This window comes from Vibrio sp. 1180_3, assembly GCF_029478545.1.
In the GTDB taxonomy this organism is placed as follows: domain Bacteria; phylum Pseudomonadota; class Gammaproteobacteria; order Enterobacterales; family Vibrionaceae; genus Vibrio; species Vibrio aestuarianus.
This window is the reverse complement of the sequence record NZ_SJFM01000001.1, coordinates 104,115-129,989: the sequence shown is the minus strand read 5'-3', so window position 1 is coordinate 129,989 and position 25,875 is coordinate 104,115. Positions and strand designations below refer to the sequence as shown.

General features: G+C 42.7%; 27 protein-coding genes. 19 read left to right on the top strand and 8 right to left on the bottom strand.

From position 1 onward, the window contains the following. Nucleotides 1–67: 67 nt before the first annotated feature. The 3 genes from mltA (at nt 68) to csdE (ending at nt 2,557) form a co-directional block, all read left to right on the top strand. Nucleotides 68–1,171, top strand: a complete 1,104-nt coding sequence (mltA, locus tag EYW48_RS00640; RefSeq protein WP_171375421.1) for a murein transglycosylase A — start codon at nt 68–70, stop codon at nt 1,169–1,171. A gap of 145 nt (nt 1,172–1,316) precedes the next feature. Next, nucleotides 1,317–2,126, top strand: coding sequence for a tRNA cyclic N6-threonylcarbamoyladenosine(37) synthase TcdA (gene tcdA / locus EYW48_RS00635; protein ID WP_277431747.1), 810 nt, complete (start codon nt 1,317–1,319; stop codon nt 2,124–2,126). 5 nt (nt 2,127–2,131) lie between these two features. Next, entirely contained in the window at nt 2,132–2,557 is a 426-nt protein-coding gene (gene csdE / locus EYW48_RS00630) for a cysteine desulfurase sulfur acceptor subunit CsdE (RefSeq protein ID WP_168780571.1), read from the top strand. A gap of 76 nt (nt 2,558–2,633) precedes the next feature. Here csdE and csdA read toward each other — a convergent pair whose 3' ends face one another. The 4 genes from csdA to EYW48_RS00610 all read right to left on the bottom strand — a co-directional run bounded on the left by csdA (nt 2,634) and on the right by EYW48_RS00610 (nt 6,220). Continuing rightward, the gene (gene csdA, locus EYW48_RS00625; protein ID WP_277431746.1) at nt 2,634–3,845 is read right to left on the bottom strand and encodes a cysteine desulfurase CsdA; all 1,212 of its coding nucleotides are present in this window, start codon (nt 3,843–3,845) and stop codon (nt 2,634–2,636) included. Then, on the bottom strand, nt 3,845–4,444 hold the full coding sequence (locus EYW48_RS00620) for a DJ-1 family glyoxalase III (protein ID WP_171979470.1): 600 nt from the start codon (nt 4,442–4,444) through the stop codon (nt 3,845–3,847). The genes csdA and EYW48_RS00620 overlap by 1 nt, the downstream gene beginning before the upstream one ends. Next, nucleotides 4,441–5,331: a 2-dehydropantoate 2-reductase gene (panE, locus tag EYW48_RS00615; RefSeq protein WP_277431745.1), complete on the bottom strand. Its 891-nt coding sequence runs from the start codon at nt 5,329–5,331 to the stop codon at nt 4,441–4,443. The genes EYW48_RS00620 and panE overlap by 4 nt, the downstream gene beginning before the upstream one ends. Before the next feature lie 103 nt (nt 5,332–5,434). Further along, on the bottom strand, nt 5,435–6,220 hold the full coding sequence (locus EYW48_RS00610; protein WP_171979468.1) for an outer membrane protein OmpK: 786 nt from the start codon (nt 6,218–6,220) through the stop codon (nt 5,435–5,437). A 329-nt stretch (nt 6,221–6,549) separates the two neighbouring features. On the opposite strand from EYW48_RS00610, the gene EYW48_RS00605 reads away from it, so the two are divergent. The 3 genes from EYW48_RS00605 (at nt 6,550) to EYW48_RS00595 (ending at nt 8,531) form a co-directional block, all read left to right on the top strand. Next, nucleotides 6,550–7,125: an LON peptidase substrate-binding domain-containing protein gene (locus EYW48_RS00605; protein WP_277431744.1), complete on the top strand. Its 576-nt coding sequence runs from the start codon at nt 6,550–6,552 to the stop codon at nt 7,123–7,125. Between the two features lie 123 nt (nt 7,126–7,248). Continuing rightward, nucleotides 7,249–7,851, top strand: a complete 603-nt coding sequence (locus tag EYW48_RS00600) for an RNA polymerase sigma factor (protein WP_261914617.1) — start codon at nt 7,249–7,251, stop codon at nt 7,849–7,851. Next, complete coding sequence (locus tag EYW48_RS00595; protein WP_171979466.1) at nt 7,848–8,531, top strand: ChrR family anti-sigma-E factor; 684 nt, start codon at nt 7,848–7,850, stop codon at nt 8,529–8,531. Before EYW48_RS00600 ends, EYW48_RS00595 begins: the two co-directional genes overlap by 4 nt. A 156-nt stretch (nt 8,532–8,687) precedes the next feature. Here the strand turns inward: EYW48_RS00595 and EYW48_RS00590 are convergent, their stop codons facing one another. The 4 genes from EYW48_RS00590 to EYW48_RS00575 all read right to left on the bottom strand — a co-directional run bounded on the left by EYW48_RS00590 (nt 8,688) and on the right by EYW48_RS00575 (nt 12,431). Next, on the bottom strand, nt 8,688–10,079 hold the full coding sequence (locus EYW48_RS00590; RefSeq protein WP_053310884.1) for an MFS transporter: 1,392 nt from the start codon (nt 10,077–10,079) through the stop codon (nt 8,688–8,690). Between the two features lie 82 nt (nt 10,080–10,161). After that, the gene (locus EYW48_RS00585; protein ID WP_274672604.1) at nt 10,162–10,707 is read right to left on the bottom strand and encodes a peptidylprolyl isomerase; all 546 of its coding nucleotides are present in this window, start codon (nt 10,705–10,707) and stop codon (nt 10,162–10,164) included. Further along, nucleotides 10,707–11,276, bottom strand: coding sequence for a YajG family lipoprotein (locus tag EYW48_RS00580; protein WP_053310886.1), 570 nt, complete (start codon nt 11,274–11,276; stop codon nt 10,707–10,709). Before EYW48_RS00580 ends, EYW48_RS00585 begins: the two co-directional genes overlap by 1 nt. Nucleotides 11,277–11,300: 24 nt before the next feature. After that, the gene (locus tag EYW48_RS00575) at nt 11,301–12,431 is read right to left on the bottom strand and encodes a methyltransferase (RefSeq protein WP_277431791.1); all 1,131 of its coding nucleotides are present in this window, start codon (nt 12,429–12,431) and stop codon (nt 11,301–11,303) included. A gap of 162 nt (nt 12,432–12,593) precedes the next feature. On the opposite strand from EYW48_RS00575, the gene EYW48_RS00570 reads away from it, so the two are divergent. The 13 genes from EYW48_RS00570 (at nt 12,594) to EYW48_RS00510 (ending at nt 25,872) form a co-directional block, all read left to right on the top strand. Continuing rightward, the gene (locus EYW48_RS00570) at nt 12,594–12,902 is read left to right on the top strand and encodes a BolA/IbaG family iron-sulfur metabolism protein (protein ID WP_277431743.1); all 309 of its coding nucleotides are present in this window, start codon (nt 12,594–12,596) and stop codon (nt 12,900–12,902) included. 501 nt (nt 12,903–13,403) lie between these two features. Beyond that, nucleotides 13,404–14,744, top strand: coding sequence for a Na(+)-translocating NADH-quinone reductase subunit A (locus EYW48_RS00565; RefSeq protein ID WP_168786571.1), 1,341 nt, complete (start codon nt 13,404–13,406; stop codon nt 14,742–14,744). Nucleotides 14,745–14,749: 5 nt separating this feature from the next. Continuing rightward, a complete protein-coding gene (locus tag EYW48_RS00560) occupies nt 14,750–15,994 on the top strand; it encodes an NADH:ubiquinone reductase (Na(+)-transporting) subunit B (RefSeq protein WP_171979462.1) in 1,245 nt (414 codons plus the stop codon). Continuing rightward, entirely contained in the window at nt 15,984–16,751 is a 768-nt protein-coding gene (locus EYW48_RS00555) for a Na(+)-translocating NADH-quinone reductase subunit C (RefSeq protein WP_053310890.1), read from the top strand. The genes EYW48_RS00560 and EYW48_RS00555 overlap by 11 nt, the downstream gene beginning before the upstream one ends. Continuing rightward, a complete protein-coding gene (locus EYW48_RS00550) occupies nt 16,751–17,383 on the top strand; it encodes an NADH:ubiquinone reductase (Na(+)-transporting) subunit D (protein WP_053310891.1) in 633 nt (210 codons plus the stop codon). Before EYW48_RS00555 ends, EYW48_RS00550 begins: the two co-directional genes overlap by 1 nt. 7 nt (nt 17,384–17,390) lie before the next feature. Next, nucleotides 17,391–17,987, top strand: a complete 597-nt coding sequence (nqrE, locus tag EYW48_RS00545; protein ID WP_053310892.1) for an NADH:ubiquinone reductase (Na(+)-transporting) subunit E — start codon at nt 17,391–17,393, stop codon at nt 17,985–17,987. Between the two features lie 33 nt (nt 17,988–18,020). Then, the gene (gene nqrF / locus EYW48_RS00540; protein WP_053310893.1) at nt 18,021–19,244 is read left to right on the top strand and encodes an NADH:ubiquinone reductase (Na(+)-transporting) subunit F; all 1,224 of its coding nucleotides are present in this window, start codon (nt 18,021–18,023) and stop codon (nt 19,242–19,244) included. Between the two features lie 192 nt (nt 19,245–19,436). Further along, nucleotides 19,437–20,447, top strand: coding sequence for an FAD:protein FMN transferase (locus EYW48_RS00535; RefSeq protein ID WP_277431742.1), 1,011 nt, complete (start codon nt 19,437–19,439; stop codon nt 20,445–20,447). 3 nt (nt 20,448–20,450) lie between these two features. After that, on the top strand, nt 20,451–20,684 hold the full coding sequence (gene nqrM / locus EYW48_RS00530; RefSeq protein ID WP_053310895.1) for a (Na+)-NQR maturation NqrM: 234 nt from the start codon (nt 20,451–20,453) through the stop codon (nt 20,682–20,684). A gap of 129 nt (nt 20,685–20,813) precedes the next feature. Beyond that, nucleotides 20,814–21,878: a DNA polymerase IV gene (gene dinB / locus EYW48_RS00525; protein ID WP_053310896.1), complete on the top strand. Its 1,065-nt coding sequence runs from the start codon at nt 20,814–20,816 to the stop codon at nt 21,876–21,878. A gap of 156 nt (nt 21,879–22,034) precedes the next feature. Next, nucleotides 22,035–22,778: a YggN family protein gene (locus tag EYW48_RS00520; RefSeq protein ID WP_261917437.1), complete on the top strand. Its 744-nt coding sequence runs from the start codon at nt 22,035–22,037 to the stop codon at nt 22,776–22,778. Nucleotides 22,779–22,929: 151 nt separating this feature from the next. Then, the gene (locus EYW48_RS00515; RefSeq protein ID WP_277431790.1) at nt 22,930–24,390 is read left to right on the top strand and encodes a diguanylate cyclase; all 1,461 of its coding nucleotides are present in this window, start codon (nt 22,930–22,932) and stop codon (nt 24,388–24,390) included. 126 nt (nt 24,391–24,516) lie between these two features. Continuing rightward, nucleotides 24,517–25,872 (top strand): sodium-dependent transporter, encoded by a 1,356-nt coding sequence (locus EYW48_RS00510; RefSeq protein WP_171979459.1) that lies wholly within the window; start codon nt 24,517–24,519, stop codon nt 25,870–25,872. Nucleotides 25,873–25,875: the final 3 nt, after the last annotated feature.

The window sequence follows — 25,875 nt, the reverse complement described above, 5'->3', positions numbered from 1 at the left end:
TCGCTAATTGCGGTTTGGGTGGGAGTTTGTCATGCTTCCAGTTAATGAAAAATAATGGATGACTCCTGTGATTAAACCCATTCTCCCTTTTGTCGTTATTGCGCTTTTAGCCGGTTGTGCTCAACCAACCGATCGCGCGCAACAATATAATGATGGTGAATTTCCGCAAATACTCAATAAGACGACGGTTATTGATTCGAATACGCCTCGTGATTTCACCGAGTTTTCTAAGCAAAGTGAGCAAGTGATCAGCAACTCACCGTCGATGGCTGCAATTTATCAACCTTTATACGAGCAGATCAGTGAGTGGGCACTGCAAAGTGGTGAGCCTAAAGATCTTGCCAATTTTGGTATTCAAGCGGCGCAATTAGGTGGTGGTGACAAACAAGGTAATGTGCTTTTTACTGGCTATTTTTCTCCTGTAATGGAGCTTCGTCACTACCCTGACGCGACCTTTAAATATCCAGTCTACTCTTTGCCGCAATGCGATATTGATTGTCCAACGCGAGCACAGATTTATGATGGTGCTTTGGCTGGCAAAGGGTTGGAATTAGGGTATGCCGCGAACTTGATTGACCCATTTATTATGGAAGTTCAAGGCAGTGGTTTTGTGCATTTTGAAGATGACGATAGCTTAGAATACTTCGCTTACGGCGGCAAAAATAATAAAGCTTATGTCAGTATTGGGCGTGTGTTGATTGATCGTGGTTTAGTGCCACGAGAAAAAATGTCCCTCAAAGCCATAAAAGAATGGGTACTTGCTAACGATGAGGTGACAGTGAAAGAGTTGCTTGAGCAAAACCCATCGTTTGTCTTTTTTGAACCACGAGCCGCAGCGCCTGTGACTGGCTCGGCTGGTATCCCATTATTACCGATGGCGTCAGTGGCGGGGGACCGTTCTATTTTCCCAATGGGTACGCCAATTTTAGCCGAAGTGCCACTATTGAATGCCGACGGTACTTGGAGTGGAGCGCATCAATTGCGTATTCTTATTGTGTTAGATACTGGTGGTGCGGTGAAGCAAAACCACCTAGATTTGTATCATGGCATGGGGGAACGCGCTGGAACTGAAGCTGGGCACTACAAACATTTTGGCCGCGTTTGGAAGCTCGGATTAGAAAATTCACCGACACAAGCTCCTTGGGCATTACCACCAGAAAAGCTACAATAGCGGCGTGACTACCTTATGATGATTTGAAGCTACAACGTTGTTAACGGATGATTCAAGTCACTAACAGGGAAGCTAGACTTTTAAATAAAGAGTGCGTATAAATCGCACTCTTTGTGTTTTTATCGATTTAATCGGACTTCTATTTATGCGCGAACTCGATACCCCAGCTTCTGATAACTACAACCAACGCTTTGGCGGAACGCGTCGCCTATATGGCAATCACGAGGTGGATATTCTACGCGCCGCTCATGTGTGTGTGATTGGTATTGGTGGCGTTGGGTCATGGGCTGTCGAGGCGTTAGCCCGTACTGGTATTGGTGAGTTAACTTTGATCGATATGGATGACGTTTGCGTGACCAATATCAACCGTCAAATTCATGCAATGAGCGGTACGGTTGGGCAAAGTAAAATTGAAGTGATGGCTGAGCGAGTAAAGCTGATTAACCCAGAGTGCGTGGTGAACTTAATCGATGACTTTATTACTCCAGATAATCAACATCAATACTTGAGTAAAGAGTTTGACTATGTGCTTGATGCCATTGATAGCCTGAAGGCGAAAGCTTCACTGCTTGCTTATTGCCGTAGTAATAAAATCAAAGTGATTACGGTTGGGGGCGCTGGTGGTCAGGTTGACCCGACACAGATCAAAGTGGCAGATTTAACGAAGACGATTCAAGATCCGCTAGCTAAAAAATTAAAAGATACGTTGCGTCGTCAGCACAATTTCCCGGTTAACCCTGCGCGTAAATTTGGTATAGATTGTGTTTTCTCCACTGAGCACCTTAAATATCCGCAAGCCGATGGTAGCGTTTGTGCGGTGAAATCAACCGCGGAAGGACCGAAACGGATGGATTGTGCTAGTGGTTTTGGCGCGGCAACGGTCGTGACGGCAACTTTTGGTTTTGTTGCAGTGGGACGAATTGTTGAAAAGCTAATTCAGAAACATAAGGTGTAACGGTCATGAGTACTTTCCCTAACTCTCCCTTTGGTTGTGATATAAATGCCGATGATATTGTCGCCACTATGCAAAACTTCAAAGGTTGGGAAGACCGCTATCGTCAAGTGATCCAGTGGGGGAAATTGCTTCCTCAAATGCCTGAAGCGTTGAAATCTCAACAAGTGACGGTTGCGGGCTGTGAAAGCCAAGTTTGGCTAGTTGGCGAAGAAATCGATGGAGTTTGGTTTTTCTGCGCCGATTCAGATGCCCGTATCGTGAGAGGTTTAATTGCACTCGTGATGGCTGCTTATAACGGTAAGCGTTCTGAGCAAATTCAATCATTTGATATTGATGGCTATTTCGACAAGCTCGGTTTGATCGCTCACTTAAGCCCTTCACGTGGCAATGGTTTGAAGGCGATTATCGAGAAGATAAAAAGTGTCGCTTAGTACTATCTATTTAACAGTACTATCTATTTAAAAGTATTCCCTATCTAAAAATACTCCCCTAATAAAGGGGAGTGCATTACAGTATATCGACCGCTTTGGTGAGCGCAGCGATCAATTTTTCTACATCTTGCTCGTTGTTGTAAACACCGAACGAAATTCTTACTGTTCCCGTTAAACCTAGTGCATCCATTAGCGGATGAGCACAATGATGTCCCGCTCGAAGTGCGATACCTTGTTGATCAAGTAGGGTGGCAATATCTTGATGGTGAACGCCTTCCATCACAAAACTAATCACACTGGCGTGGGGTTGATAACCAACGACGCGAATATCATCGAGCTGTTGCAGCGCTTGGTAAGTGAGTGCTTGTAAATGATGCAGGTGCGCTTCAACCGCTTCTCGATCACAGCCTTGATACCATTCAATCGCTTTAGCCAGTGCAATGGCTCCGGCTACATTCGGTGTGCCTGCCTCAAATTTGCCGGGAAGATCGGAGTAAGTGGTACCGTCAAAGGAAACTTTCTCGACCATTTTGCCACCGCCATGCCATGGTGGCATGGATTCAAGCAGAGATAATTTTCCGTAAAGCACACCAATACCCGCTGGAGCATAAAGCTTATGCCCGGAGAATACATAAAAGTCAGCCTGTAATTGCGCCATATTGACTGACTCATGAACAATGCCTTGTGCGCCATCAACCACTACAATGGCACTCACTTGATGCGCCTGTTCAATCACCGCTTCGATCGGTTGGTACGTGCCAGTTACGTTGGTGACTTGAGCGATTGCCACAATTTTCGTTTTGTTCGTGAGTAGTTTATTGAAAGCGTGTTGATCAAAGTGACAGTCTGCTGTCATTGGGACTTTAACGACTTTAGCCCCAGTCTGCTGCGCGACAATTTGCCAAGGAACAATATTGGCGTGATGTTCCATCTCACTGACTAAGATTTCATCACCTACTTGCAGGGTATTACGTGCATAAGTTTGCGCGATGAGGTTTAACGCCTCTGTCGCCCCGCGAGTCCAAATAATTTCTTTACTTGATTGCGCGCCAATAAATTGCGCCACGCTATCGCGCGCGGCTTCAAATTGACTGGTGGCTTGAGCCGTTAAACTATGGCTGCCACGGTGTACGTTCGCATTTTGTGCGCTGTAATAGTGGGTGAGGGTATCAATCACTATTTGTGGCTTTTGCGTTGTGGCGGCACTGTCTAAATAGACCAGAGTTTCTCCATTCACCGATTGTTTTAACGCAGGAAACTGTTCGCGAATGGTTTGCACGTCAAACATTATCGTTCACCTAACTCGTGATAATGCAGCGTTGGCAGCGTCACCATTGGCTCTGCAATTGACCATGCATGCGCTTTACCAGAGAGTAAAATGATGATCTCCATTGCGAATTCAAGCGCCGTTCCTGGTCCTTGGCTAGTGATCAACTTGTGGTTTACATCAAGGGTTACGCGTTTATCTCGCCATAAATCGGTGGGAATGTGCTCGCGAAAAGCAGGGTGCCCAGTCATGATAGCTTGTGGGAAAAGCTGATGATGCTGAAAGACCAAGGCGGGCGTGGCGCAAATAGCGGCTAACCAGCGACCATCATAATGCTGCTGCTTGATCATTTCGATTAACAGCGGGCTGTCGCGAAAAGTCTCTGCGCCACCAATACCACCAGGCAGAGCAATGACGTCAAACTCTTCATCGGCCACATCTACCAATTTGCAGTCTGCGGTTAACGTTACTCCGCGAGAGGCTTTCATTGTCAATTGTCCGTCGAAAGCGGCACTGGCTACAACGACTTGGTAGCCCGCTCTGACCATCATATCGATGATGGTGATCGCTTCCATCTCTTCGCTGCCCGGTGCTATCGGGACTAAAATTCGTTTGCTCATTGGCTTTCCCAACTGTGTTCTATCTGTTGAATTGCGTGGTATAGCTTACTATTTTCTGTTGTTGAGAGTTGGTGTTTCTCAGCTTTCTTTAATAAATAGCCAGTAATAAAGTCTATCTCGGTTTTCCGCTGATAGAAAATATCTTGATGCATTGAAGAGTGGTTCACGGCAGTGGCTTGAATAACCAGTTTAACCTTAGTCAGGAGCGATGACGGTGTGACCGAAAAGCCTTCAGCGTTCATCACAGAAGCCACTTCTGCAACAATATTCTCAAGTTGCTGTTGGAAGCGCTGATTGGCTAAATCACCATTGCGACATTGCTCTAACGCGGTAATCGGATTAATTGCGCAGTTAATCGCAAGCTTATGCCATAAGGCTTCTTCAATGGTGTTATTCCACATAACTTCTGGTAATGCATGTGCAAGGACATCCACCAAAAACTGGCATTGTTCGCCTTTGGTGTTATAAGCCCCCAATTGAGTCACGCCTTTACCAGTATGTAACACCTGATTGATTGATGGTTTTAATGCGCCGTGAGTAGTCGTGGCTAATAGTAATGGAAATTCACTAATTAAGGCTGCAATGTTATCCACCGCCCCCATACCGTTATGCATAAATAGTAAAATAGTGTCGCGGTTTAATTGCGCTAATAGAGGGAGCAGTGCTTGTTCGACTTGCCATGCTTTGACGGTAATCAGTAATAAGTCCGCCTTTTTTAAGGCGTTGTTATCACAGTAAGGGAAGCTCACTGTTAGGTTGTTATCTTGGATAATAGAGAGGTGTTGATGTGGTGCTCTTCCCCATAAAGAGACGCGGTGCCCCGCTTGATGAAGTTGAGTTGCCCATAGTAAGCCGATAGCTCCCGGGCCAAGCACGACAATATTCATGATACCTCTCTATTTTTGACTTTGCGCCAAGGATAATGAGGTAGAAATGGAAAGCAATAAAAATGGCGCTCAAGAGCGCCATTTAATGTTATTTTTCGAACTATTAGAAGTTGTATTGTACGCGGTAGATAACAATATCTTGGTAATCACGGCGTGCAAGTTTATTTACTGTATAACGGTATAAGATGCCAGTTGACCAATTACTCGTTACATTCCACATCGCATTGATGCTACCGTTTAAGCCCCAGCTTTCCGAGCCATCACCTTTAGCCATATAAGTGCTTTGTAGATCTGCATATTCTTTATTACGAGCGAACTCTAGTTCATTCCAAGTAGCGAACGTAAAGTTTTGACCTGCTATATCAGTGTTGTAGTAACCAACGTAACCAAACATACCGCCGTTGTTACCACTGATGCCACCTTCTGTATTGATTTGATGTAGACCTAAGAATGGAGTGAAACCCCACCCATCTCCTTTAAGGCCTGTATAACCAAGTCCAAGAACACGGTTTTGTTCGTGAAGTACAGGCCCCTTATCTTTATCTGTGTTGTACACTTGAGCGTAAAGAGATACACCTGATTCAGTTAAGTTGTAGTGGATAGTGCCTTTTAGTGATGCACCACGGTCATCACCAGCACGATCAACACCTTCATAATCGTAGAATCCGTAAATTTGACCCCAATCAAATACAGCACCACCTTCAATACCAATTACAGCTTGGTTGCGTTCTGATATTTCTTGATCAAAGTTTGATGCGTCGTTGCCGATACCGTGGTTCCAAGCTTGGTAATCAATGTACATACCACCAAAACCAAATAAGTATTCTGCTTGAGCTGGAACTGCAGATACTGCCGCTACAACACCTAGAGCTAAAAGTGATTTACGCATAAGGGGGACTCTCTATGTATTTTAAAAATTCAGCAAACAGATATTTCTGTAGTGCTTTCAATTGGCCGGAATGATAGCGATAAAATTCTCAATTGAAAGTGACTGGTCGCTAAATATTGCATGAAAATAGTGATTAAGATCTCTATTTTGATCTTTAGTTTGGAACTAAATTATTATTTCATTTTATTGCATTGTTAATGTGATTTTTGTCGCATTATCGATTGCGTTGTCATTGTTTTATGCAAATCGATAAACCAACATTTTTGGTTAGTGATCGTTTTTTGCTTGGTATCGTATTGATAGATATTAATTATGAAGAGTGGTGAATAATGGAAGAACTAATGTTGTTCCCTCTAGCCTCAGTCGTTCTGCCAGAAGGGAAGATGAAGCTAAGGATATTCGAATCAAGGTACAAGAGAATGGTCACTAAGTGTTGTCAAACTGACTCTACGTTTGGTATTTGTTTGTTTGATAATAAAGCGAAAAATAAGTCAAGCTACTTATCTGAGTTTGGGATATTGGTAAAAATTGTTGATTTTGAGGCACTTGATGATGGGCTATTAGGAATAACGGTTTTAGGCATCAAGCGTTTTAAGATAACTAACCTAAGAACAGAGTTTGATGGATTGAGAGTTGCTCAAGTTTCGAGCTTGCCGAATTGGTCAGTCAGGGAACTACAAAAGCATGAGTTTTATTTAAGTGAACAATTACAGAAGGTTTATAAACAGTTTCCTAAGCTTGCTGAAATGTATCCCCTCTGCTTTTTTGATGATGCAAGTTGGGTTGCTCAGCGGTGGTTAGAATTACTTCCCTTATCTAACCAACAATTTGATTATTTAATACAACAGCAAGATGCGAGCGATGCGTTAGATTTTCTTTTGGGAGTGATCGAAGTCTCTCATTAACGAAGTGATAAAAGAAAAGCTATAGTTACAAGAGTGATCGATTTAGCCTTATCATTCGTACATAGAGTCTAACGGTCAAAATCATTTTTCAAAAAAATGAGACTTCTAAGGAAAGAGCGTAGCATCATGAGTGATTCTCAACATAACGTGCAACCAACAGAGCGCTATACCAAGCAAGATTGGGCCGAGTGTATGGAGCGAGTAAAACTGAGAGACAAACAAGCGTTTGCTGTCGTGTTTCACTATTTTTCCCCACGCTTGCAGCAATTTGCTTATAAACATGTCGGCAATGAACAAGTCGCCTTAGAAATGGTTCAAGAAACCATGGCAGCGGTTTGGCAAAAATCGCATCTATTTGACAGTGCTAAAAGTGCGTTATCTACATGGATATATACTATCGCCAGAAATTTATGCTTTGACTTGTTACGCAAGCAAAGAGGGCGGGAGTTGCACGTTTATGCTGATGATATTTGGCCAACTGATTATTGCCCACCGGATTTGGTGGAACATTACAGCCCCGAGCATGAAATGCTCAAAGAACAGGTGCTGAAGTTTTTAACCCTGCTTCCTGAGGCTCAGCAAGCAATAGTGAAAGCGGTTTATCTAGAAGAGCTGCCACAGCAGCAAGTGGCTGAAATGTTTAACATTCCTTTAGGTACAGTCAAATCGCGGTTGCGATTGGCTGTAGAAAAATTAAGACAATCGATTCAAGCGGAGCAGTTATGAGCCATCATCCAACTAACGAGTTACTTAAAAGTTATGCCAATGGTTCGATTGATGCCGCGCACGGCCTTATGGTATCAGCTCACATCGAACATTGTGCTCATTGCCGCAACGTGGTCGAACAGTTTGAAGCTGTGAATGCTCGAGCTGCTTTTGAATCGAATTCACAACCGATCGGTGAACAGTCAATAGCCGTGACAGATTTTGATCGAATGTTTGACAATATCGTGTGTTTAGAGACCATTAGCCCATCAGCGATGATGAAGCGCCCACCTAAATATGTTGAAGTTAACGGTAAAAGGTTCGAGTTACCTAGTTCACTTGGTAACTTACTTGACCGAATGGGTGAGTGGCGAAGTTATGGGGGCAAGGTGTTCAGTGCTCATCTTGATCTCGATGAAGAAGCACGGGTTAATTTTATGTACATCAATCGTGATGTTCATATTCCACAACACACTCATAAAGGGATTGAATCAACGCTTGTTCTACACGGTGGTTTTAGTGATGAAGATGGCCACTACGATACAGGGGCTTTTATTCAGCGTGATGCTAGTGTTAAACACAGTCCTTATACTAAGGCGAGTGAAGATTGCTTGTGTTTGACAGTCTTAACCGAACCGATGTTGTTCACGCAAGGTGTAGCGAGAGTCTTTAATTTATTTGGTAAAGGGCTTTATCCATAGCGCTAACAATGCAGTGGTGTTGGCTACGTTCGGTCACCCCAATCACATAGCATGCCTATGTAATTGGGGATTCACTCACTTGCCGCCTACTGCAACGCCAAGTAGTTTTTCCTCGTAATCCAACATCATCTGTGAGTAACAGAATATGGGCAAGGATTAGAGTTGAGTTTCTTGTTGCTGCTGACTTTCATCTGTATCTCTTTGCCGAGCTTTATCGAGTAAATCGGTAAAGTAATGACGCAGTGAGTAAAGCATGATCAAACTTGGAATGACCATCAAAGCGGTAACTACAAAGAATATTGACCAATTATCTAAGTAATCCACTAACTCACCACTAAATGAAGCCAAGGTCGTTCGGCCTAAATTACCGAGTGAAGCCAGCAGTGCATATTGAGTGGCAGAAAAAGCTTGCCCAGTGAGCACCGTTAGGAAGGAAACAAACGCAACGGTGGAAAAGGCTGTGGTGAAATTGTCAACAATGATGGTGGCAAGGAATAGATGCTCATTTGGCCCAACTTGCGCGATCCATGAAAACATCAGGTTACTAGCTGACATCGCGATACCGCCGATCATCAAGCCACGCACAATACCAAATCTAACATTGAACATGCTACCGACTAAGGTAAAGAACAATGTTGCTCCCCAACCAATGAGCTTCGAATAATGACCGATTTGCTCATTGCTAAAGCCGATCTCCTTATAGAAAGGAATCGACATACGGCCTAGGAAGGCTTCACCAATCTTAAATAAGAACACGAACAACAGCAAAGTGAGTGCGACTTGAACACCGTTGCGTTTGAAGAAGTCTAAAAATGGTTCAACAACGGTCACGGTAAACCAAGCAGCAATTTTAGAACCAACCACTTCGCTATGTCTTTGTTCCGCTTGGCGCTGCAGAGTTTCACGTAATGTTTTTGGTTCCCCCACAAGTAGGGTAAACAGCATTAATACGGCCACGCAAACAGCCATCCCGTAGTACACACCATTCCAACCAATAGCATCGGCATTAACAAAAGCAAGGTAGCCTGGGAGTGAATAACCTGTCCACCATCCCATCACCGCCATTGCTGAAGCTTGAGGAAGTTTACTGGCTTGCGATTTTGGAAATGAATCAATACGAAATGCATCAATAGCGATATCTTGAGTCGCTGAAGCAATCGCAATAGCCAATGCTAGCATTGACGTGAACATTAAATCATTGGCCGGGTTGACCCCTGCGATAAATAATGTGCAGGCAAGAATGATCGATTGACAAAAGAAGACCCAACTACGCCGCTGGCCAAGCAGTGGAGTGAGGAGCGGTAGCTTAACGCGGTCGACTAATGGGGCCCATAAAAAGTTTATCGCATAGACCGCAAATACACTGCCAAAATAACCGATAGCGGCGCGAGTTAAGCCAGCATCTTTTAACCAACCAGACATATTGGAGCCGATAAGAACCCAAGGGAAACCGCTAGAGCAGCCCATCATAAATACCCACAGCAAGCGCTTATCAAGATAGCTACGAATGGTTTCCATCCACGTTAAGGCTGGAGTAGTTGAAGGCATAAAACAAATCCTTATGATGAAAGTAACGTGAGTGTGGTTATTTTCAGAAAGTGAAACGCCGATGAAATCGGCGTTGGTATGGTTATTTTTCTAATGTCACTTTGGTTATCACAATTGGCTCAACGGGGACGTCTTGCATTCTACCTTTTGAATGGGTGGGTTGTTGCGCCATTTTTTTTACAACGTCAAAACCTTTTGTGACTTTACCAAATACGGCGTAGCCTGGTGGGCGAGCACCATAGTTAAGAAAATCATTATCAACTAGGTTGATGAAAAATTGGCGAGTCGCTGAGTTTGGATCATTGGTACGAGCCATAGCAATGGTAGCAGCGTCATTCTCTAAACCGTTATTTGCCTCATTTTTGATCGGGGCGTAGGTATCAAGCTGATTTAAATCCGCATCGAAGCCGCCACCCTGCGCCATAAAACCAGGGATAATACGGTGAAATTGACTTCCTACATAACTACCATCTTCAACATATTTGATAAAGTTGGCTACCGAAACTGGCGCTTTCTCTTGATTAAGCTCGACAGTAAATGAACCTAAGTTGGTTTCAAACTGCACGTTTGGTGCTGCAAATACTGAACAACTGGCCAGTGCTAAGGTTGTGATAAGTGAACGTAACATTAAAAACGCTCCTGCATGTAGCTTTTCAGTTCACTGTCATTGGCAATTTCTTTAAGCACTAAGTTGACGACATCATTGAGTACCATTTCAATATCTTCGTTAGATGCGCTGAGTTTTCCAGAGCGTTTGGCGGTGCCATTGAAGGTTTTTACTAATTTACCCTTAGGCGTTTCGGCGGTTATCTCTAGCGTCACATTGCCATCCATTTCATTGGCCATCACACTGTGTTTTACCGTGACCAGAGCTTCTTGGATCTCTAAAGTGACGTTATTTTCACTATTAACGGTTAAGCGGAAACCTTGGGAGCCAAATTGTTCAGACAATGCGTTTTCTAATGCAATACGCACATTTTGTTTAGAGTGAATAGGCTCGATGTTTGAGCGGCCATTATCCACAAGAGCGACATATTGTGCTGAACGTACGTCTTTGCTCACAAAAGTAAAAGTGGCGTCTTTTACTAAGTCACTTTTGCTCATTGTGGCGGTCGGCATAAAGTTAATTTGCTCTTGTTGAGGCGCAGCACAAGCGGTGAGTAATGCGATTGAGGCTGCTAGAACCAGTTTTTTCATGGTTATTTCCTTTCCTATCTTTGCCTATTTAGTTGCTTGTAAGATAACAAATTTATTGTTGGTTGCGACAGTTTTAACCTGATCTTGGCCAAACAACCTTGCTAATTTTACATCGTAGCCGAGGTGACGATTACCGATCACTAATAATTGTCCACCTTTGTTAAGAACATGCTTTGCATCACAGAACATCTGCCAAGCGATGTGATCTGTAATGGTTTGTTGCTGATGAAACGGCGGGTTACACAATACTAAAAATGCACTGTCTTGTTTAAATCCATCCAAGCAGTTGTTAGTAATACATTGAATATTGCGATCTTCTCCCAAATTATCCATCAAGTTTTGTCTTGCAGATTCGACCGCCATGAAGCTTTCGTCAACGCAGGTAATTCGGGCCTGAGGGTTGAGTTGTCCCATTTTGACTGATAAGACGCCATTGCCGCAGCCGAGATCGATAACATGACGCAGACTCGGGTCTTGAGGCAAGTGCTGCAGCAAAAAGCGCGCACCTAAATCCAGGCTTTCACCAGAATAGACATTCGGTAAATTTTTAAGATGAATTGATTCGCCATCAACATCCCACTCGACGAAAGAGTTGACCTCTTGAATCGGTGTGCAATTGGGGACGGAAAAGACGAGACGATGTTTTTTCCATGCAAGGGATGTGGTCGTTTCACCTAAATATTTTTCAAATAATTTAAGTGTGGATGTATGAATCTCTTTCGCTTTATTTACTGCTATCACCGGACAGCCTGCGGGGAGCTGATTGCGCAATTGGACAAGCTGCCATATTAAATGACGATTACTTTTAGGTAATTGAAATAAAACGAGATCAATATGCTGTGGAATGTCATCCATAGTAGTGAGCAACTCGATTTCATTACTACCATTATTGTGTAAGTTTTTTAATGTCCCACGATGAGATATAAAAGAATCACTCATCATGGTGACGTGATGATTTTGTGAAAACCAACACGATAAGGCGCCAAAACTATCGTTTAGAATCAGAATCCGTTTGCCAGCATCTAAACCTTGATCCTCAACGTAATTAATTACATATTCATCACCGGCGTCCCATGCTTGTAATGTTTCATTGGCACGTTTAGGGAAGCGATGTAAGCTCAATGAGCGTTCATGCAACGTTAGCTCTGTTTTCATCATGTGTGTATGTCATTGTGTGAATTGCTGCCACATTGTCGCAAATGGCAAGGAAACAAGAAACCAAAACCTTTCTCAATCCTAGTGGTCTAGGTAAACTAATCAACGTTATGTTCCGTATTTAAGTATCTCGTCCATCCTTTGACGTGATAAGGAAAAGGTATGATTCAAAGCATCATTGAAAAAAAGCTGCACCAAGCGTTTAACCCTGACTATTTAAAAGTCGAAAACGAAAGTTACATGCACAATGTTCCGGCAGGTTCTGAAAGTCATTTTAAAGTGATCATTGCGAGTGAACTTTTTGAGGGCGCTCGTTTGATTGCTCGACATCGACAAGTTAACCAAGTACTCGCGGAAGAATTGGCGAGCCATATCCATGCATTATCAATGCATACTTACACCCCTCAAGAATGGAAAGAACAGACAAGTGGCGCGTCTGATAGCCCAATGTGCATGGGGGGCGGTAAATAAAAAATCATTGGATGTTTGATTGGTTTGGTGAGTGTTTGATTTGTTTTTGAGCTGAATATTAACAGTGTGACAACAAATTCTTAGGTTAGGCAGGTTAAGACAGGTTGTTTCAATTGGTGATTAAAAATAAACACCTAGTTAGATTGTGGAATTGACTATTTGTGCGATGCTTCAAACTTATGACTATTCGCTAGCCTTTGATATTCAATATTTTCGAAATAAAACCCGTTATCAGGGGATTGGTCGTGGCATCGAGTTCCGAAAAAATGCTAGACTACCGCACCTAATGGATCTGTCGCATCGTATGTGATGAGATTATTAAAAGGATGTTGCGATTTTGGCGTTTTAAACAAGCCGAAAGCGGACACAAATAAATGTCGTGTCTAAGGCTGGTTTAACTTTCATTTGGCCTCTTTCCAAGAACGACCATGAAAGATAAACAAGCTTTGAATTTACGCAAATTAAAAGAATCTTTTTCCCGATAAAATAGTGCAAGTGCGTATGATTACAATAAAAAAGGGTTTGGACCTTCCTATTGCAGGAACTCCATCCCAGGTGATTAATGATGGTAAAACCATCACTAAAGTCGCCTTGCTTGGCGAAGAGTACGTCGGCATGCGTCCTACAATGCATGTTCGCGTAGGCGATGAAGTAAAGAAAGCTCAAATTCTTTTCGAAGATAAAAAGAATCCCGGTGTGAAATTTACTTCACCAGCAAGCGGTAAAGTTATTGAAGTGAATCGTGGTGCTAAGCGTGTTCTTCAATCTGTAGTGATTGAAGTAGCAGGTGATGAGCAAATCACGTTTGATAACTTCGAAGCCAACCAATTGGCAAGTCTTGACCGTGCAACGGTTAAAACTCAGTTAGTTGAGTCTGGTCTTTGGACTGCGTTGCGTACTCGTCCGTTCAGCAAGGTTCCAGCAATTGAGTCTTCAACTCAGGCTATTTTTGTCACAGCAATGGATACAAATCCATTAGCGGCAAAACCTGAAGCGATCATTAACGAACAGTCTGAATCGTTCGTTGCAGGGCTTGATATTCTCTCAACGCTAACAGAAGGTAAGGTTTACGTTTGTAAATCAGGTACCAGTCTGCCGCGATCTTCTCAATCAAACATTGAAGAACATGTTTTTGATGGTCCTCATCCAGCAGGTCTTGCTGGTACTCACATGCATTTCCTCTATCCAGTTAGTGCTGAAAATGTGGCGTGGAGCATCGGTTACCAAGACGTCATTGCTGTTGGTAAATTGTTCCTAACCGGTGAGCTATACACTGACCGTGTAATATCACTTGCTGGCCCTGTGGTAAATAACCCTCGTCTTATTCGTACTCAGATCGGCGCTAGCCTTGAAGAGCTAACGGATAACGAATTGATGCCTGGTGAGGTTCGTGTGATTTCTGGTTCAGTACTTTCGGGTACTCATGCTAGTGGTCCACATGCTTATCTTGGTCGTTATCATTCTCAGGTTTCCGTCCTTCGTGAAGGCCGTGACAAAGATTTTCTTGGCTGGGCGATGCCTGGTAAGAATAAATTCTCTGTAACTCGTTCTTTCCTTGGTCACTTATTCAAAGGTCAGTTGTTCAATATGACAACGACTACCAATGGTAGTGATCGTGCAATGGTGCCAATCGGCAACTATGAAAAAGTGTTGCCATTAGATATGGAACCAACATTGCTACTTCGTGATCTATGTGCCGGTGACATCGATAGCGCTCAGCGTTTAGGTGCTTTGGAACTAGACGAAGAAGATCTCGCATTGTGTACCTTTGTATGTCCTGGCAAATACGAATATGGTCAACTACTTCGTGAGTGCCTAGATAAGATTGAGAAGGAAGGGTAATTTTCATGGGCCTTAAAAAGTTTCTTGAAGACATCGAGCATCATTTTGAGCCTGGTGGTAAACATGAAAAATGGTTTGCCTTGTATGAAGCAGCGGCAACGCTTTTCTACACGCCTGGTTTAGTAACAAAAAGAAGCTCGCACGTTCGTGATAGCGTTGACTTAAAACGTATCATGATCATGGTTTGGCTAGCGGTGTTCCCAGCAATGTTCTGGGGCATGTATAACGTTGGTCATCAAGCTATTACTGCTCTAAACCACTTATATACTGGCGCTGAACTGGCTGGTGTTATCAGTGGAAACTGGCACTACTGGTTAACCGAAATGCTTGGTGGCACATTAAGTGCCGAAGCCGGTTGGGGCAGTATGATGTTACTTGGGGCAACGTACTTCTTACCAATCTACGCAACGGTATTCCTTGTCGGCGGTTTCTGGGAAGTCTTGTTCTGTATGGTGCGTAAGCACGAAGTAAATGAAGGCTTCTTCGTTACTTCTATCCTTTTCGCCTTGATTGTTCCGCCAACATTGCCTTTATGGCAAGCCGCTTTGGGTATTACCTTTGGTGTAGTTGTAGCGAAAGAGATCTTCGGTGGTACAGGTCGTAACTTCTTAAACCCTGCACTTGCGGGACGTGCGTTCTTGTTCTTTGCCTACCCTGCTCAAATCTCAGGAGATGTCGTTTGGACTGCTGCTGATGGTTTCTCTGGTGCAACTGCTCTTAGCCAATGGGCTCAAGGCGGTAATGGCGCACTAATGAACAAAGTAACCGGTGAAGCGATCACGTGGATGGATGCTTTTGTTGGTAACATCCCTGGCTCTATTGGTGAAGTTTCAACACTAGCTCTTGCGATTGGTGCGGCGTTTATTGTGTACATGGGCATTGCTTCATGGCGCATTATCGCTGGTGTTATGATCGGTATGATTGCTATCTCAACAGTGTTTAATGTCGTTGGTTCAGACACTAATGCAATGTTCAACATGCCATGGCATTGGCACCTAGTGTTAGGTGGTTTTGCGTTCGGTATGTTCTTCATGGCAACAGACCCTGTATCCGCTTCATTTACCAATAAAGGTAAGTGGGCATACGGCATTCTGATTGGTGCAATGTGTGTAATGATTCGTGTGGTTAACCCTGCATACCCAGAAGGTATGATGCTGGCGATTCTATTTGCGAACCTATTTGCACCTCTGTTCGACCACGTGGTTATTGAGAAGAACATCAAGCGGAGACTAGCGCGCTATGGCAAGTAATAACGATAGCATTAAAAAGACGCTGTTTGTTGTTATCGCATTGAGCTTAGTGTGCTCAATCATCGTATCGACAGCGGCGGTTGGCCTGCGTGATAAGCAAAAAGCAAACGCAGTGCTTGATAAGCAAAGCAAAATTGTTGAAATGGCAGGTCTTCAAGCCGAAGGTACTGTGCCTGAGCTATTTGCTCAGTACATTGAACCTCGTCTTGTTGACTTTGATAGCGGTGATTTTGTTGAAGGTGATGCAGCTAATTACGACCAACGTAAAGCTGCAAAAGTACCAGCAGAGTCTATCAAGCTAACAGCTGAACAAGATAAAGCGAAAATTCTTCGTCGTGCTAACACGGGTGTTGTTTACCTAGTGAAGAATGGCGATGAGATTTCTAAAGTGATTATTCCTATTCATGGTAATGGTCTGTGGTCAATGATGTACGCATTTGTGGCTGTAGAAACCGATGGTAATACCGTGTCTGGTATTACTTACTATGAACAAGGTGAAACTCCGGGATTGGGTGGTGAAGTTGAAAACCCATCATGGCGTGCTCAATTCATTGGCAAGAAATTGTTTGATGAAAACCACCAGCCAGCAATTAAAATTGTTAAAGGTGGTGCTCCAGCGGGTTCTGAGCATGGTGTTGATGGTCTATCAGGCGCCACATTAACCAGCAACGGTGTTCAACACACATTTGACTTCTGGTTAGGTGATATGGGCTTTGGTCCATTCCTAGCAAAAGTTCGTGACGGAGGTCTGAACTAATGTCTAGCGCAAAAGATCTTAAAAAGAGCATTCTAGCGCCAGTATTGGATAACAACCCAATCGCGCTACAAGTTCTTGGGGTTTGTTCTGCTCTTGCGGTAACGACCAAACTCGAAACGGCATTTGTAATGACACTGGCGGTAACCTTTGTAACCGCATTGTCTAATTTCTTCGTTTCAAGCATCCGTAACCACATTCCTAACAGTGTGCGTATCATCGTTCAAATGGCGATCATCGCTTCGTTAGTTATCGTAGTAGACCAAATATTGAAAGCTTATCTTTATGATATATCTAAGCAGCTTTCAGTATTCGTTGGTTTGATCATTACTAACTGTATTGTTATGGGCCGTGCGGAAGCTTTCGCGATGAAATCTGCACCGATTCCGTCATTTATTGATGGTATCGGTAACGGTCTTGGTTACGGTTTTGTATTGATTACTGTTGGTTTCTTCCGTGAACTTCTAGGTTCAGGCAAGCTATTTGGTATGGAAGTGCTACCTCTAGTAAGCAACGGCGGTTGGTATCAACCCAACGGTTTAATGCTACTAGCCCCTTCGGCATTCTTCCTCATTGGTTTCATGATTTGGGCAATTCGTGTGTTCAAACCTGAACAAGTAGAAGCGAAGGAGTAAGGACGTCATGGAACATTATATTAGTTTGCTAGTGAAATCGATTTTCATCGAAAACATGGCGCTTTCTTTCTTTTTAGGTATGTGTACATTCCTTGCGGTATCTAAGAAAGTAAAGACCTCTTTTGGTTTAGGTGTAGCGGTTGTTGTGGTTCTGACTATTTCAGTACCAGTGAACAACTTAGTTTACAACCTAGTACTGAAAGAGAATGCTTTGGTTGAAGGCGTCGATCTGACATTCCTTAACTTCATTACCTTTATCGGTGTTATTGCGGCGTTAGTACAGATTCTAGAAATGATCTTGGATCGTTTCTTCCCGCCTTTGTACAACGCATTAGGTATTTTCCTACCGTTGATCACCGTAAACTGTGCCATCTTTGGTGGTGTATCCTTTATGGTTCAACGTGATTATAACTTCACAGAATCAGTAGTATATGGTTTCGGTTCGGGTGTAGGTTGGATGCTTGCAATTGTCGCTCTTGCCGGCATTCGTGAAAAAATGAAGTACTCAGACGTGCCTCCGGGTTTACGTGGTTTGGGTATCACCTTCATCACGGTAGGTTTGATGGCGTTAGGCTTTATGTCTTTCTCCGGTGTTCAACTGTAAGTCGGGTAAACCGCAACAATAAAGGAATAGTCAATGGACATTATTCTTGGTGTAGTGATGTTTACTCTGATTGTTCTAGCACTCGTATTAGTGATTTTATTCGCTAAATCGAAGCTAGTACCAACAGGTGACATTACAATCTCAATTAATGGCGATGCTGATAAAGCCATCGTAACCACGCCAGGTGGTAAGCTACTTAGCGCGCTAGCTGGTTCTGGTGTATTCGTATCATCTGCTTGTGGTGGTGGTGGCTCTTGTGGTCAGTGCCGCGTTAAAGTGAAATCTGGCGGTGGTGATATTCTACCTACCGAGCTTGACCACATTACTAAAGGCGAAGCTCGTGAGGGTGAGCGTTTAGCGTGTCAGGTTGCAGTTAAGACTGACATGGATATCGAACTTCCAGAAGAGATCTTTGGTGTTAAAAAATGGGAATGTACCGTTATCTCTAACGATAACAAGGCAACATTCATCAAAGAGCTTAAGCTGCAGATCCCTGATGGCGAATCCGTACCTTTCCGTGCGGGTGGCTATATTCAGATTGAAGCGCCAGCTCACCACATCAAATACTCAGACTTTGATGTACCTGAAGAGTATCGTGGCGACTGGGATAAGTTTAACTTGTTCCGCTACGAGTCTAAGGTAGATGAAGATATCATCCGTGCTTACTCAATGGCTAACTACCCAGAAGAGTTCGGTATTATTATGTTGAACGTGCGTATTGCTACGCCGCCACCAAATAATCCAGACGTACCACCAGGTCAAATGTCATCGTTTATTTGGTCACTAAAAGAAGGTGATAAGTGTACGATCTCTGGGCCATTTGGTGAGTTCTTCGCGAAAGACACTGATGCAGAGATGGTCTTTGTCGGTGGTGGTGCTGGTATGGCGCCGATGCGCTCTCATATCTTCGACCAACTGAAGCGTTTGAAGTCAACTCGTAAGATGTCTTACTGGTACGGTGCTCGTTCTAAACGTGAAATGTTCTACGTGGAAGATTTCGATGGCTTAGCGGCTGAGAATCCAAACTTCGTATGGCATTGTGCGCTTTCAGACCCAATGCCGGAAGATAACTGGGACGGATACACAGGTTTCATCCACAACGTATTATACGAAAACTATCTTAAGGATCATGAAGCTCCTGAAGATTGTGAATACTACATGTGTGGTCCACCAATGATGAACGCTGCGGTTATCGGCATGCTGAAAGATCTTGGTGTAGAAGATGAAAACATCCTTCTTGATGACTTCGGTGGTTAATTTACCTCGATAGTTAAGTGATGGCTGGCTCTTAGGGGTCAGCCATTTGTTTTTATTCTCATTGTAATTGAAGTTTGATAATTTTTTAAAAAGGTTCAAATTCTACAATCGATAATGGTTGATTGAGTTGATATAGCAAATAGGAATGCGACTTCTTTCCTATATCCACTTTTCATTGATAGGAGTAAACAAGTGAAAAAATGGCTTGTTGCGTTAGCTTCTCTACTTGTGTTGGCGGGTTGTGAAAAACCAGTCGAGCAAGTGCATCTTAGCGGCCCGACGATGGGTACCACATACAATATTAAATACATTAAAGCAGACGGCATTCCGAGCTCTGAAAGTGTACAAAAAGAAGTCGATCGTTTATTGGAACAAGTCAATGATCAAATGTCGACTTATCGTAAAGATTCAGAGTTAAGCCGCTTTAACCAGTTTCAGGAGACAACGCCTTTCACTGTATCGAGCCAAACGGCTATTGTTGTGAAAGAAGCAATCCGACTGAATCAACTGACTTTAGGTGCGCTAGATGTCACTGTTGGGCCTCTGGTTAATCTATGGGGGTTCGGCCCAGAAGCCAGACCTGATGTTGTGCCTACTGATGCCGAATTAGCAAACAGAATGGCAAACATCGGTATTGAACATTTATCGGCAACAAGTACTACACTGAGTAAAGATCTTCCTAATCTTTATGTCGATTTATCTACAATAGCGAAAGGCTGGGGAGTTGATGTGGTTGCTGACTACATTCAGTCGCAAGGTATTAAAAATTACATGGTTGAAGTCGGTGGTGAGATGCGCTTGAAAGGGTTAAACCGAGATGGCGTCCCTTGGCGAATTGCTATTGAAAAACCCACTATTGATGAGCGTACGATTCAAGAAATTATTGAACCTGGTGATTTGGCGATAGCAACATCTGGTGATTATCGTAATTACTTCGAACAGGATGGCATTCGTTATTCTCATATCATTAATCCTGAAACGGGTAAGCCGATTAATCATAAAGTCGTGTCGGTTACCGTGCTTGATGCTTCATCAATGACCGCTGATGGTTTAGCTACCGGGTTAATGGTACTTGGTGAAGTCAAGGGAATGGAAGTGGCTGAGCAACAGCAGATCCCAGTGTTTATGATTGTGAAAACAGACAACGGGTTTAAAGAGATTGCATCGACAGCTTTTAAGCCCTATTTAAATAAAAGTGAGTAAACCATGAGTACGTTTTTCATTACATTCGGTGTTTTTTTATGTGTGATTGCCGCGATGGCAGTTGGCTACGTATTTCAAAAGAAAGTAGTTAAAGGCAGTTGTGGTGGGCTTGGTGCTGTGGGGATTGATAAAGTATGTAACTGTCCAGAACCATGTGATGCACGTAAAAAGCGAGAAGCAAAAGCCGCCGCTAGGGCTGAGAAATTAGCCGCGTGGGAAAAAGATCGCATTGCGTAATTGGTGCAATCACTACATTTAAAAGCCTGCATTGTTGCAGGCTTTTGCTTTTTAAATAATCAAAAAATTCCAATCTATCAATAGTCATAATATACTGTCTATGCATACAGTTTTTGGCGGTTGTTAGAAGTGGAAGATAAAGTTAGAAAAATCATTCATATTGATATGGACTGCTTTTTTGCTGCGGTAGAAATGCGTGATAATCCAGCCTATCGACATCGCCCTTTGGCGGTTGGTGGGCATGAAAAGCAGCGCGGCGTATTAAGTACTTGCAATTATGAAGCGAGAAAATTTGGTGTGCGCTCTGCTATGCCTACCGCACACGCTTTGAAATTGTGTCCCAATTTGTTAGTGGTTCCTGGGCGAATGTCTGTTTACAAAGATATTTCTGTACAAATTAGACAAATTTTTCAGCGATATACCTCAGTCATAGAGCCACTATCTTTAGATGAGGCTTTCTTGGATGTGAGTGATTCATGCGACTGCCAAGGCAGTGCTACACTCATTGCACAAAAAATACGTGATGAAATTTGGAATGAACTACAGCTGACGGCATCTGCGGGTGTGGCTCCAATAAAGTTTCTAGCGAAAGTCGCCTCTGATATGAATAAGCCTAATGGACAATTTGTGATACCACCCGACAAGGTTCAGCAAGTAGTGGATGAATTGCCGTTAGAAAAAATCCCAGGAGTTGGTAAGGTCAGTCTAGAAAAGCTTCATCTGGCGGGGCTTTATAAATGTAAAGATATAAAGCAAAGTGATTATCGAGAATTATTGCGTCAGTTTGGACGACTAGGTGCTTCGTTGTGGAAAAAAAGCCACGGCATAGATCCAAGAGAGGTAGTGACTCAACGGGAGCGGAAATCGGTTGGTGTTGAACGAACATTCAGTGAGAATATTTCAACCTATAGTGAGTGTTGGCATGTAATTGAATCTAAACTTTATCCTGAATTAGAAGTGAGGCTTCGTAAAGTTAGCCCGGATAAGTCCATTATAAAGCAAGGTATAAAAGTTAAGTTTGCAGACTTTCAGCTCACCACTATCGAGCATCTACATTCCAGCTTAGAATTGGATGATTTTCGGCATTTATTAGAAAGTATTTTGCAGCGTCAGCATGGAAGAGAAATTCGATTATTAGGCTTAACAGTGATGTTAAAACCTGAAGAACTAAATAAGCAACTGAGTTTTTTCTAACTTTATTTGGTTAATAACAACCACACTTAGGTTATTTCTGGTTTAAATTGTATTGGCAACTATTGATGCAATGGTGTGATTTGCTGACAAGTTATTAACTCATTGAATGTTTGTTTTTGATATGTTTCCCCACAATGTTACTCATGAGATAGAACGATGAAAAAAATAATATTACTAGCGTCGATGCTGCTAAGTTCGCCGTTATGGGCCGCACAGTGTCGAGTGAATGTTGGTCATGAAGTTCATTTGAATGGCGAAAAAGTTGAGATCATTAAAACCTCTACCGATAAAGTGCTGATGGATGACCAGAATAACTTATACATTCATGGTGAGAGGGTCGAATTAGATGCTGAACAGCAATCAGCGTTGGAGAAATATCAAGAAGATATCAATACGGCATTGCCGAAAGCGAAGCAATTAGCCAGTGATGGTCTCGCTTTAGCTAATGATATTCTTGATGATGTTGCGGCCAGTATTGATTCACCAAACGCTTTCGATAAGGTTAAGCAGTCAATGACAGAGTTTTTTGCCGATATTGAAAGTCGTTATTACCAAGGTGATGATTTAGTGTTACCAGCTCAAACTTTTGAATCGATGAGTGAAACATGGGCTGAAGATTTTGAAAAGGCCAAGGCTTTGTTCAATCAAGAGTTCATCGCAAGCGCATTCGAGGCGCTATCGAGCAAAATGCAGCAAGAGGGTGGGTTAAATCTAACCGAACTGGCAAATACCATGGCTGAACTTAAAGACAAGATCGCAGTGCGAATTAATGAGCATTCCACTCAAATCCAAAAAGAGAGCGAAGATTTTTGTGAGTCTCTCGACAATATGGTTGAGCAAGAACAACAATTGCATCAAAAAATACCTGAACTAAAAGATTATCAGGTGTTTACCATCTAAACTTAGGGCGTGTCTTTTTCGTATCCTAACTTCGTTACAGTGATTGATGGTTTGAACATTGCTTAATAATTTTAGTCTAAAATGGTTAACAGCTTGGGTATCGGTAACAGTCGTTGTACTGTTCGTTTTATGCTACCTGCTTTTTAAGTATATGTGGTCTTATGACCGCGAGGTAGACCATGCTTTGTCTTTACAACAAGGTGAAGTCAAACGCGTTCAAACTGTTATTAATATGGCAAAAGCGGAGTTAGGAGCTTCATTAGCCGATTATGCTGCTTGGAATGAAATGGCAGACTTTATTCGCAATCCAACGGAGGAGTTTGTTCAAGATGATATTGGTATCCATGCTTTTGAATCTAACTCATTGAATGGTATTTTTATTTTTGATTCTAATGTGCAGCTGGTTTGGGGGTTAAGGTATAACTACGAAACGGGCAATGAAATCAACTATGATTCAATACGTTATCGTTTTGGTGATCTTCTTGCTGAGGCGATGAGAAAAGAGCAAAGTTTTGTCGACCCTATCATTCGTTTTATTGTTATTGATGATGCACCATTTATTATAGGAACTTCAAGGGTTTGTAACAGCGGTGGTTCTGAGTGTGATAAAGGCTATTTGATATTTTTAAAGCGTATTAATGACAAGTTTTTAAATGGAATTGAACAAGCGACAGGAATCAGCACTGATATACTGGTTAGGGCAATTAACCAAGATGTCCTGCTTCAGCCTATTGCTAACGTCAGTTATCTCGAAATGCTCGATTACCGTAATCACTCAACGGTATTAATTCAAGTCAATCATAGCGTTAAGATCCCTACTTTTATTCGTTGGCAAGAATTGTCGATGCTGGCTGTCTTTTCTGTCTTGATGTTTTTCTTCAACCTGACTGTTGTGAATAAACTGGTCAAACCGATAACAGATGCCAATAAAGTATTAGATCAATTTCAAAATTCAGGCGGAAAAATGCCGCATGAAGGCACATTTATATCCAAAGAGATGAAAGCTTTTTCACGGACGATCAACCAGATAGTGACGGAGTTAGAAACAAGCCGCACTGAGTTGAAATGGCAGTCAGAACATGACCCGCTGACGCGAATTGCCAATCGACGCCGCCTCGAAAAGGTTTTTAAAAGCTATATAACTCGGTATAAGTTTAGATACATCACACTATTTTTAATCGATATTGATCACTTTAAACTTTTTAATGACAACTATGGGCACTTAGACGGTGATAAAGCGTTGAAAGCGGTGGCTGAGTGTTTAGACAGTCTTGAGTTTGATGGTCGTGGGGAAAAACTTGTTGCTCGTTTTGGCGGCGAAGAGTTTTGTGTGGTACTGGCAAGTGATATGGAAATAGACAGTGAATCGTATGGCCAGAAGTTAGTCAATGCCGTTGAGTTACTGCATATTGTGCATCAATTTTCACCATCAAATAACGTTTTATCAATCAGTGTTGGTGGTGTTGAAATTGATACTCCTAAGCTCAATGATTATTTAGACTTTTATCACGCTGCTGATCGAACGTTATACTCTGCAAAAGCGCAGGGTAGGGGACGTTATCTAGTGCAAAAGTTTCAAGCAAACCCCAAAACACAACTCTCTGTTCAATAATATTTACATCCGACCATTATTCTAATTGTCGATTGTTTGCTTAATAAATAGGCAATCTAATTGCTCATTATCGCGCTTTGCATTAGTGTACTAGTCTGCTAGTTTATTGATATCTGTGTGAGTGGTATGACGCAATCTAATTCTCGTGAACTGTTTGGTTCTCGCCTTGGTTTTATTTTAGCAGCAGCGGGTGCAGCCGTTGGCCTTGGTAATATTTGGGGTTTTCCAACGCAAGCAGCCAGTAATGGCGGCGGTGCTTTTCTGTTGGTCTACTTAGTGATGATTATGGTTGTTGCCTTCCCTATGCTCGTTGTTGAAATGGCGATTGGTCGCTTTGGGCAAGCAAACCCTGTCGATAGTATGCGTTCACTCACTGCTAATCCAGTCGCCAAGGCTATCGGAGGCGTTGTTGGTTGGATAGGCTTGAGTGTTCCTAGCGCTGTGCTTGCTTTTTATAGCATTGTAGGTGGTTGGTTAATTTGCTTTCTCCTTGGCGCGGTCACAGATCTGCTCGGTATGGCTGAAATGACTGCTTGGTTTAAAGGCTTTAGCGTTGAGAGAAATCTATTCGGGACGCTTATTTTTTATGTTTTGACGATTCTCATTGTCCAAGGTGGAGTCAAACAAGGGATAGAAAAGTGGTCTACTCGCTTGATGCCCGCATTATTTATATTGTTTGGTGTTTTATTTATTTACATCATGACTCAATCGGGCGCAATGGAGGGGTTACAGCACTATTTGATCCCTGATTTCTCTAAAATTTGGGACAAGCAGTTATTATTAGCTGCAATGGGACAAGGATTCTTCTCTTTGACCATTGGGGGCTGTTCGATGCTGATTTACGGTTCGTATTTAAGTAAGAAAGAAAACTTACCTAAGATGGCATTTAACGTAACACTTGTTGATACCGCTGTTGCTTTTATCGCCGGTTTAGTGGTATTGCCAGCTATGTTTGTTGCCATGCATAAAGGTGTGCAGATCTATGCTGAAGACGGCTCATTGCTAAGTTCTGATACATTAGTTTTTACTGTGTTACCGCTGATGTTTGATAGTTTGGGATGGTTAGGGCAAGTATTTTCGATAGTGTTCTTTACCCTTTTGACAATTGCCGCATTAACTTCTTCTATTTCAATGTTGGAATGCCCCGTTGCTTTAGTGAGTGAGCGTTTTAATACAGCGCGAACACCAACAAGCTGGATTTTAGGTGGTGCGATTGCCAGCATCAGTGTGATTATTGTTTATAACTTTGCTGAGCTATTTGGGCTGGTCGCGATGTTAGCTACACAGTACTTGCAACCTATGGCTGCGCTTATGTTTTGTCTGTTTGGTGGCTGGGTATGGAATCGCCACAGCAAGGTCAAAGAACTTGAGCAAGGTTTCCCTGAATTCCAATTGGGTTGGTTTGGTAAAATTTGGCCGTGGTATGTGAAGTTTGTTTGCCCAGTTCTAGTGACTACGGTGATATGGGCATCGTTTAGCTAAATC

What these genes read in the sequence shown, in the direction of transcription:
- tcdA (WP_277431747.1), top strand. Translation starts at nt 1,317, where the DNA reads ATGCGCGAACTCGATACCCCAGCTTCTGATAACTACAACCAACGCTTT.
- csdE (WP_168780571.1), top strand. Translation starts at nt 2,132, where the DNA reads ATGAGTACTTTCCCTAACTCTCCCTTTGGTTGTGATATAAATGCCGAT.
- csdA (WP_277431746.1), bottom strand. Translation starts at nt 3,845, where the DNA reads ATGTTTGACGTGCAAACCATTCGCGAACAGTTTCCTGCGTTAAAACAA.
- EYW48_RS00620 (WP_171979470.1), bottom strand. Translation starts at nt 4,444, where the DNA reads ATGAGCAAACGAATTTTAGTCCCGATAGCACCGGGCAGCGAAGAGATG.
- panE (WP_277431745.1), bottom strand. Translation starts at nt 5,331, where the DNA reads ATGAATATTGTCGTGCTTGGCCCGGGAGCTATCGGCTTACTATGGGCA.
- EYW48_RS00610 (WP_171979468.1), bottom strand. Translation starts at nt 6,220, where the DNA reads ATGCGTAAATCACTTTTAGCTCTAGGTGTTGTAGCGGCAGTATCTGCA.
- EYW48_RS00605 (WP_277431744.1), top strand. Translation starts at nt 6,550, where the DNA reads ATGGAAGAACTAATGTTGTTCCCTCTAGCCTCAGTCGTTCTGCCAGAA.
- EYW48_RS00595 (WP_171979466.1), top strand. Translation starts at nt 7,848, where the DNA reads ATGAGCCATCATCCAACTAACGAGTTACTTAAAAGTTATGCCAATGGT.
- EYW48_RS00590 (WP_053310884.1), bottom strand. Translation starts at nt 10,079, where the DNA reads ATGCCTTCAACTACTCCAGCCTTAACGTGGATGGAAACCATTCGTAGC.
- EYW48_RS00585 (WP_274672604.1), bottom strand. Translation starts at nt 10,707, where the DNA reads ATGTTACGTTCACTTATCACAACCTTAGCACTGGCCAGTTGTTCAGTA.
- EYW48_RS00580 (WP_053310886.1), bottom strand. Translation starts at nt 11,276, where the DNA reads ATGAAAAAACTGGTTCTAGCAGCCTCAATCGCATTACTCACCGCTTGT.
- EYW48_RS00575 (WP_277431791.1), bottom strand. Translation starts at nt 12,431, where the DNA reads ATGAAAACAGAGCTAACGTTGCATGAACGCTCATTGAGCTTACATCGC.
- EYW48_RS00570 (WP_277431743.1), top strand. Translation starts at nt 12,594, where the DNA reads ATGATTCAAAGCATCATTGAAAAAAAGCTGCACCAAGCGTTTAACCCT.
- EYW48_RS00565 (WP_168786571.1), top strand. Translation starts at nt 13,404, where the DNA reads ATGATTACAATAAAAAAGGGTTTGGACCTTCCTATTGCAGGAACTCCA.
- EYW48_RS00560 (WP_171979462.1), top strand. Translation starts at nt 14,750, where the DNA reads ATGGGCCTTAAAAAGTTTCTTGAAGACATCGAGCATCATTTTGAGCCT.
- EYW48_RS00555 (WP_053310890.1), top strand. Translation starts at nt 15,984, where the DNA reads ATGGCAAGTAATAACGATAGCATTAAAAAGACGCTGTTTGTTGTTATC.
- EYW48_RS00550 (WP_053310891.1), top strand. Translation starts at nt 16,751, where the DNA reads ATGTCTAGCGCAAAAGATCTTAAAAAGAGCATTCTAGCGCCAGTATTG.
- nqrE (WP_053310892.1), top strand. Translation starts at nt 17,391, where the DNA reads ATGGAACATTATATTAGTTTGCTAGTGAAATCGATTTTCATCGAAAAC.
- nqrF (WP_053310893.1), top strand. Translation starts at nt 18,021, where the DNA reads ATGGACATTATTCTTGGTGTAGTGATGTTTACTCTGATTGTTCTAGCA.
- nqrM (WP_053310895.1), top strand. Translation starts at nt 20,451, where the DNA reads ATGAGTACGTTTTTCATTACATTCGGTGTTTTTTTATGTGTGATTGCC.
- EYW48_RS00520 (WP_261917437.1), top strand. Translation starts at nt 22,035, where the DNA reads ATGAAAAAAATAATATTACTAGCGTCGATGCTGCTAAGTTCGCCGTTA.
- EYW48_RS00515 (WP_277431790.1), top strand. Translation starts at nt 22,930, where the DNA reads ATGTGGTCTTATGACCGCGAGGTAGACCATGCTTTGTCTTTACAACAA.
- EYW48_RS00510 (WP_171979459.1), top strand. Translation starts at nt 24,517, where the DNA reads ATGACGCAATCTAATTCTCGTGAACTGTTTGGTTCTCGCCTTGGTTTT.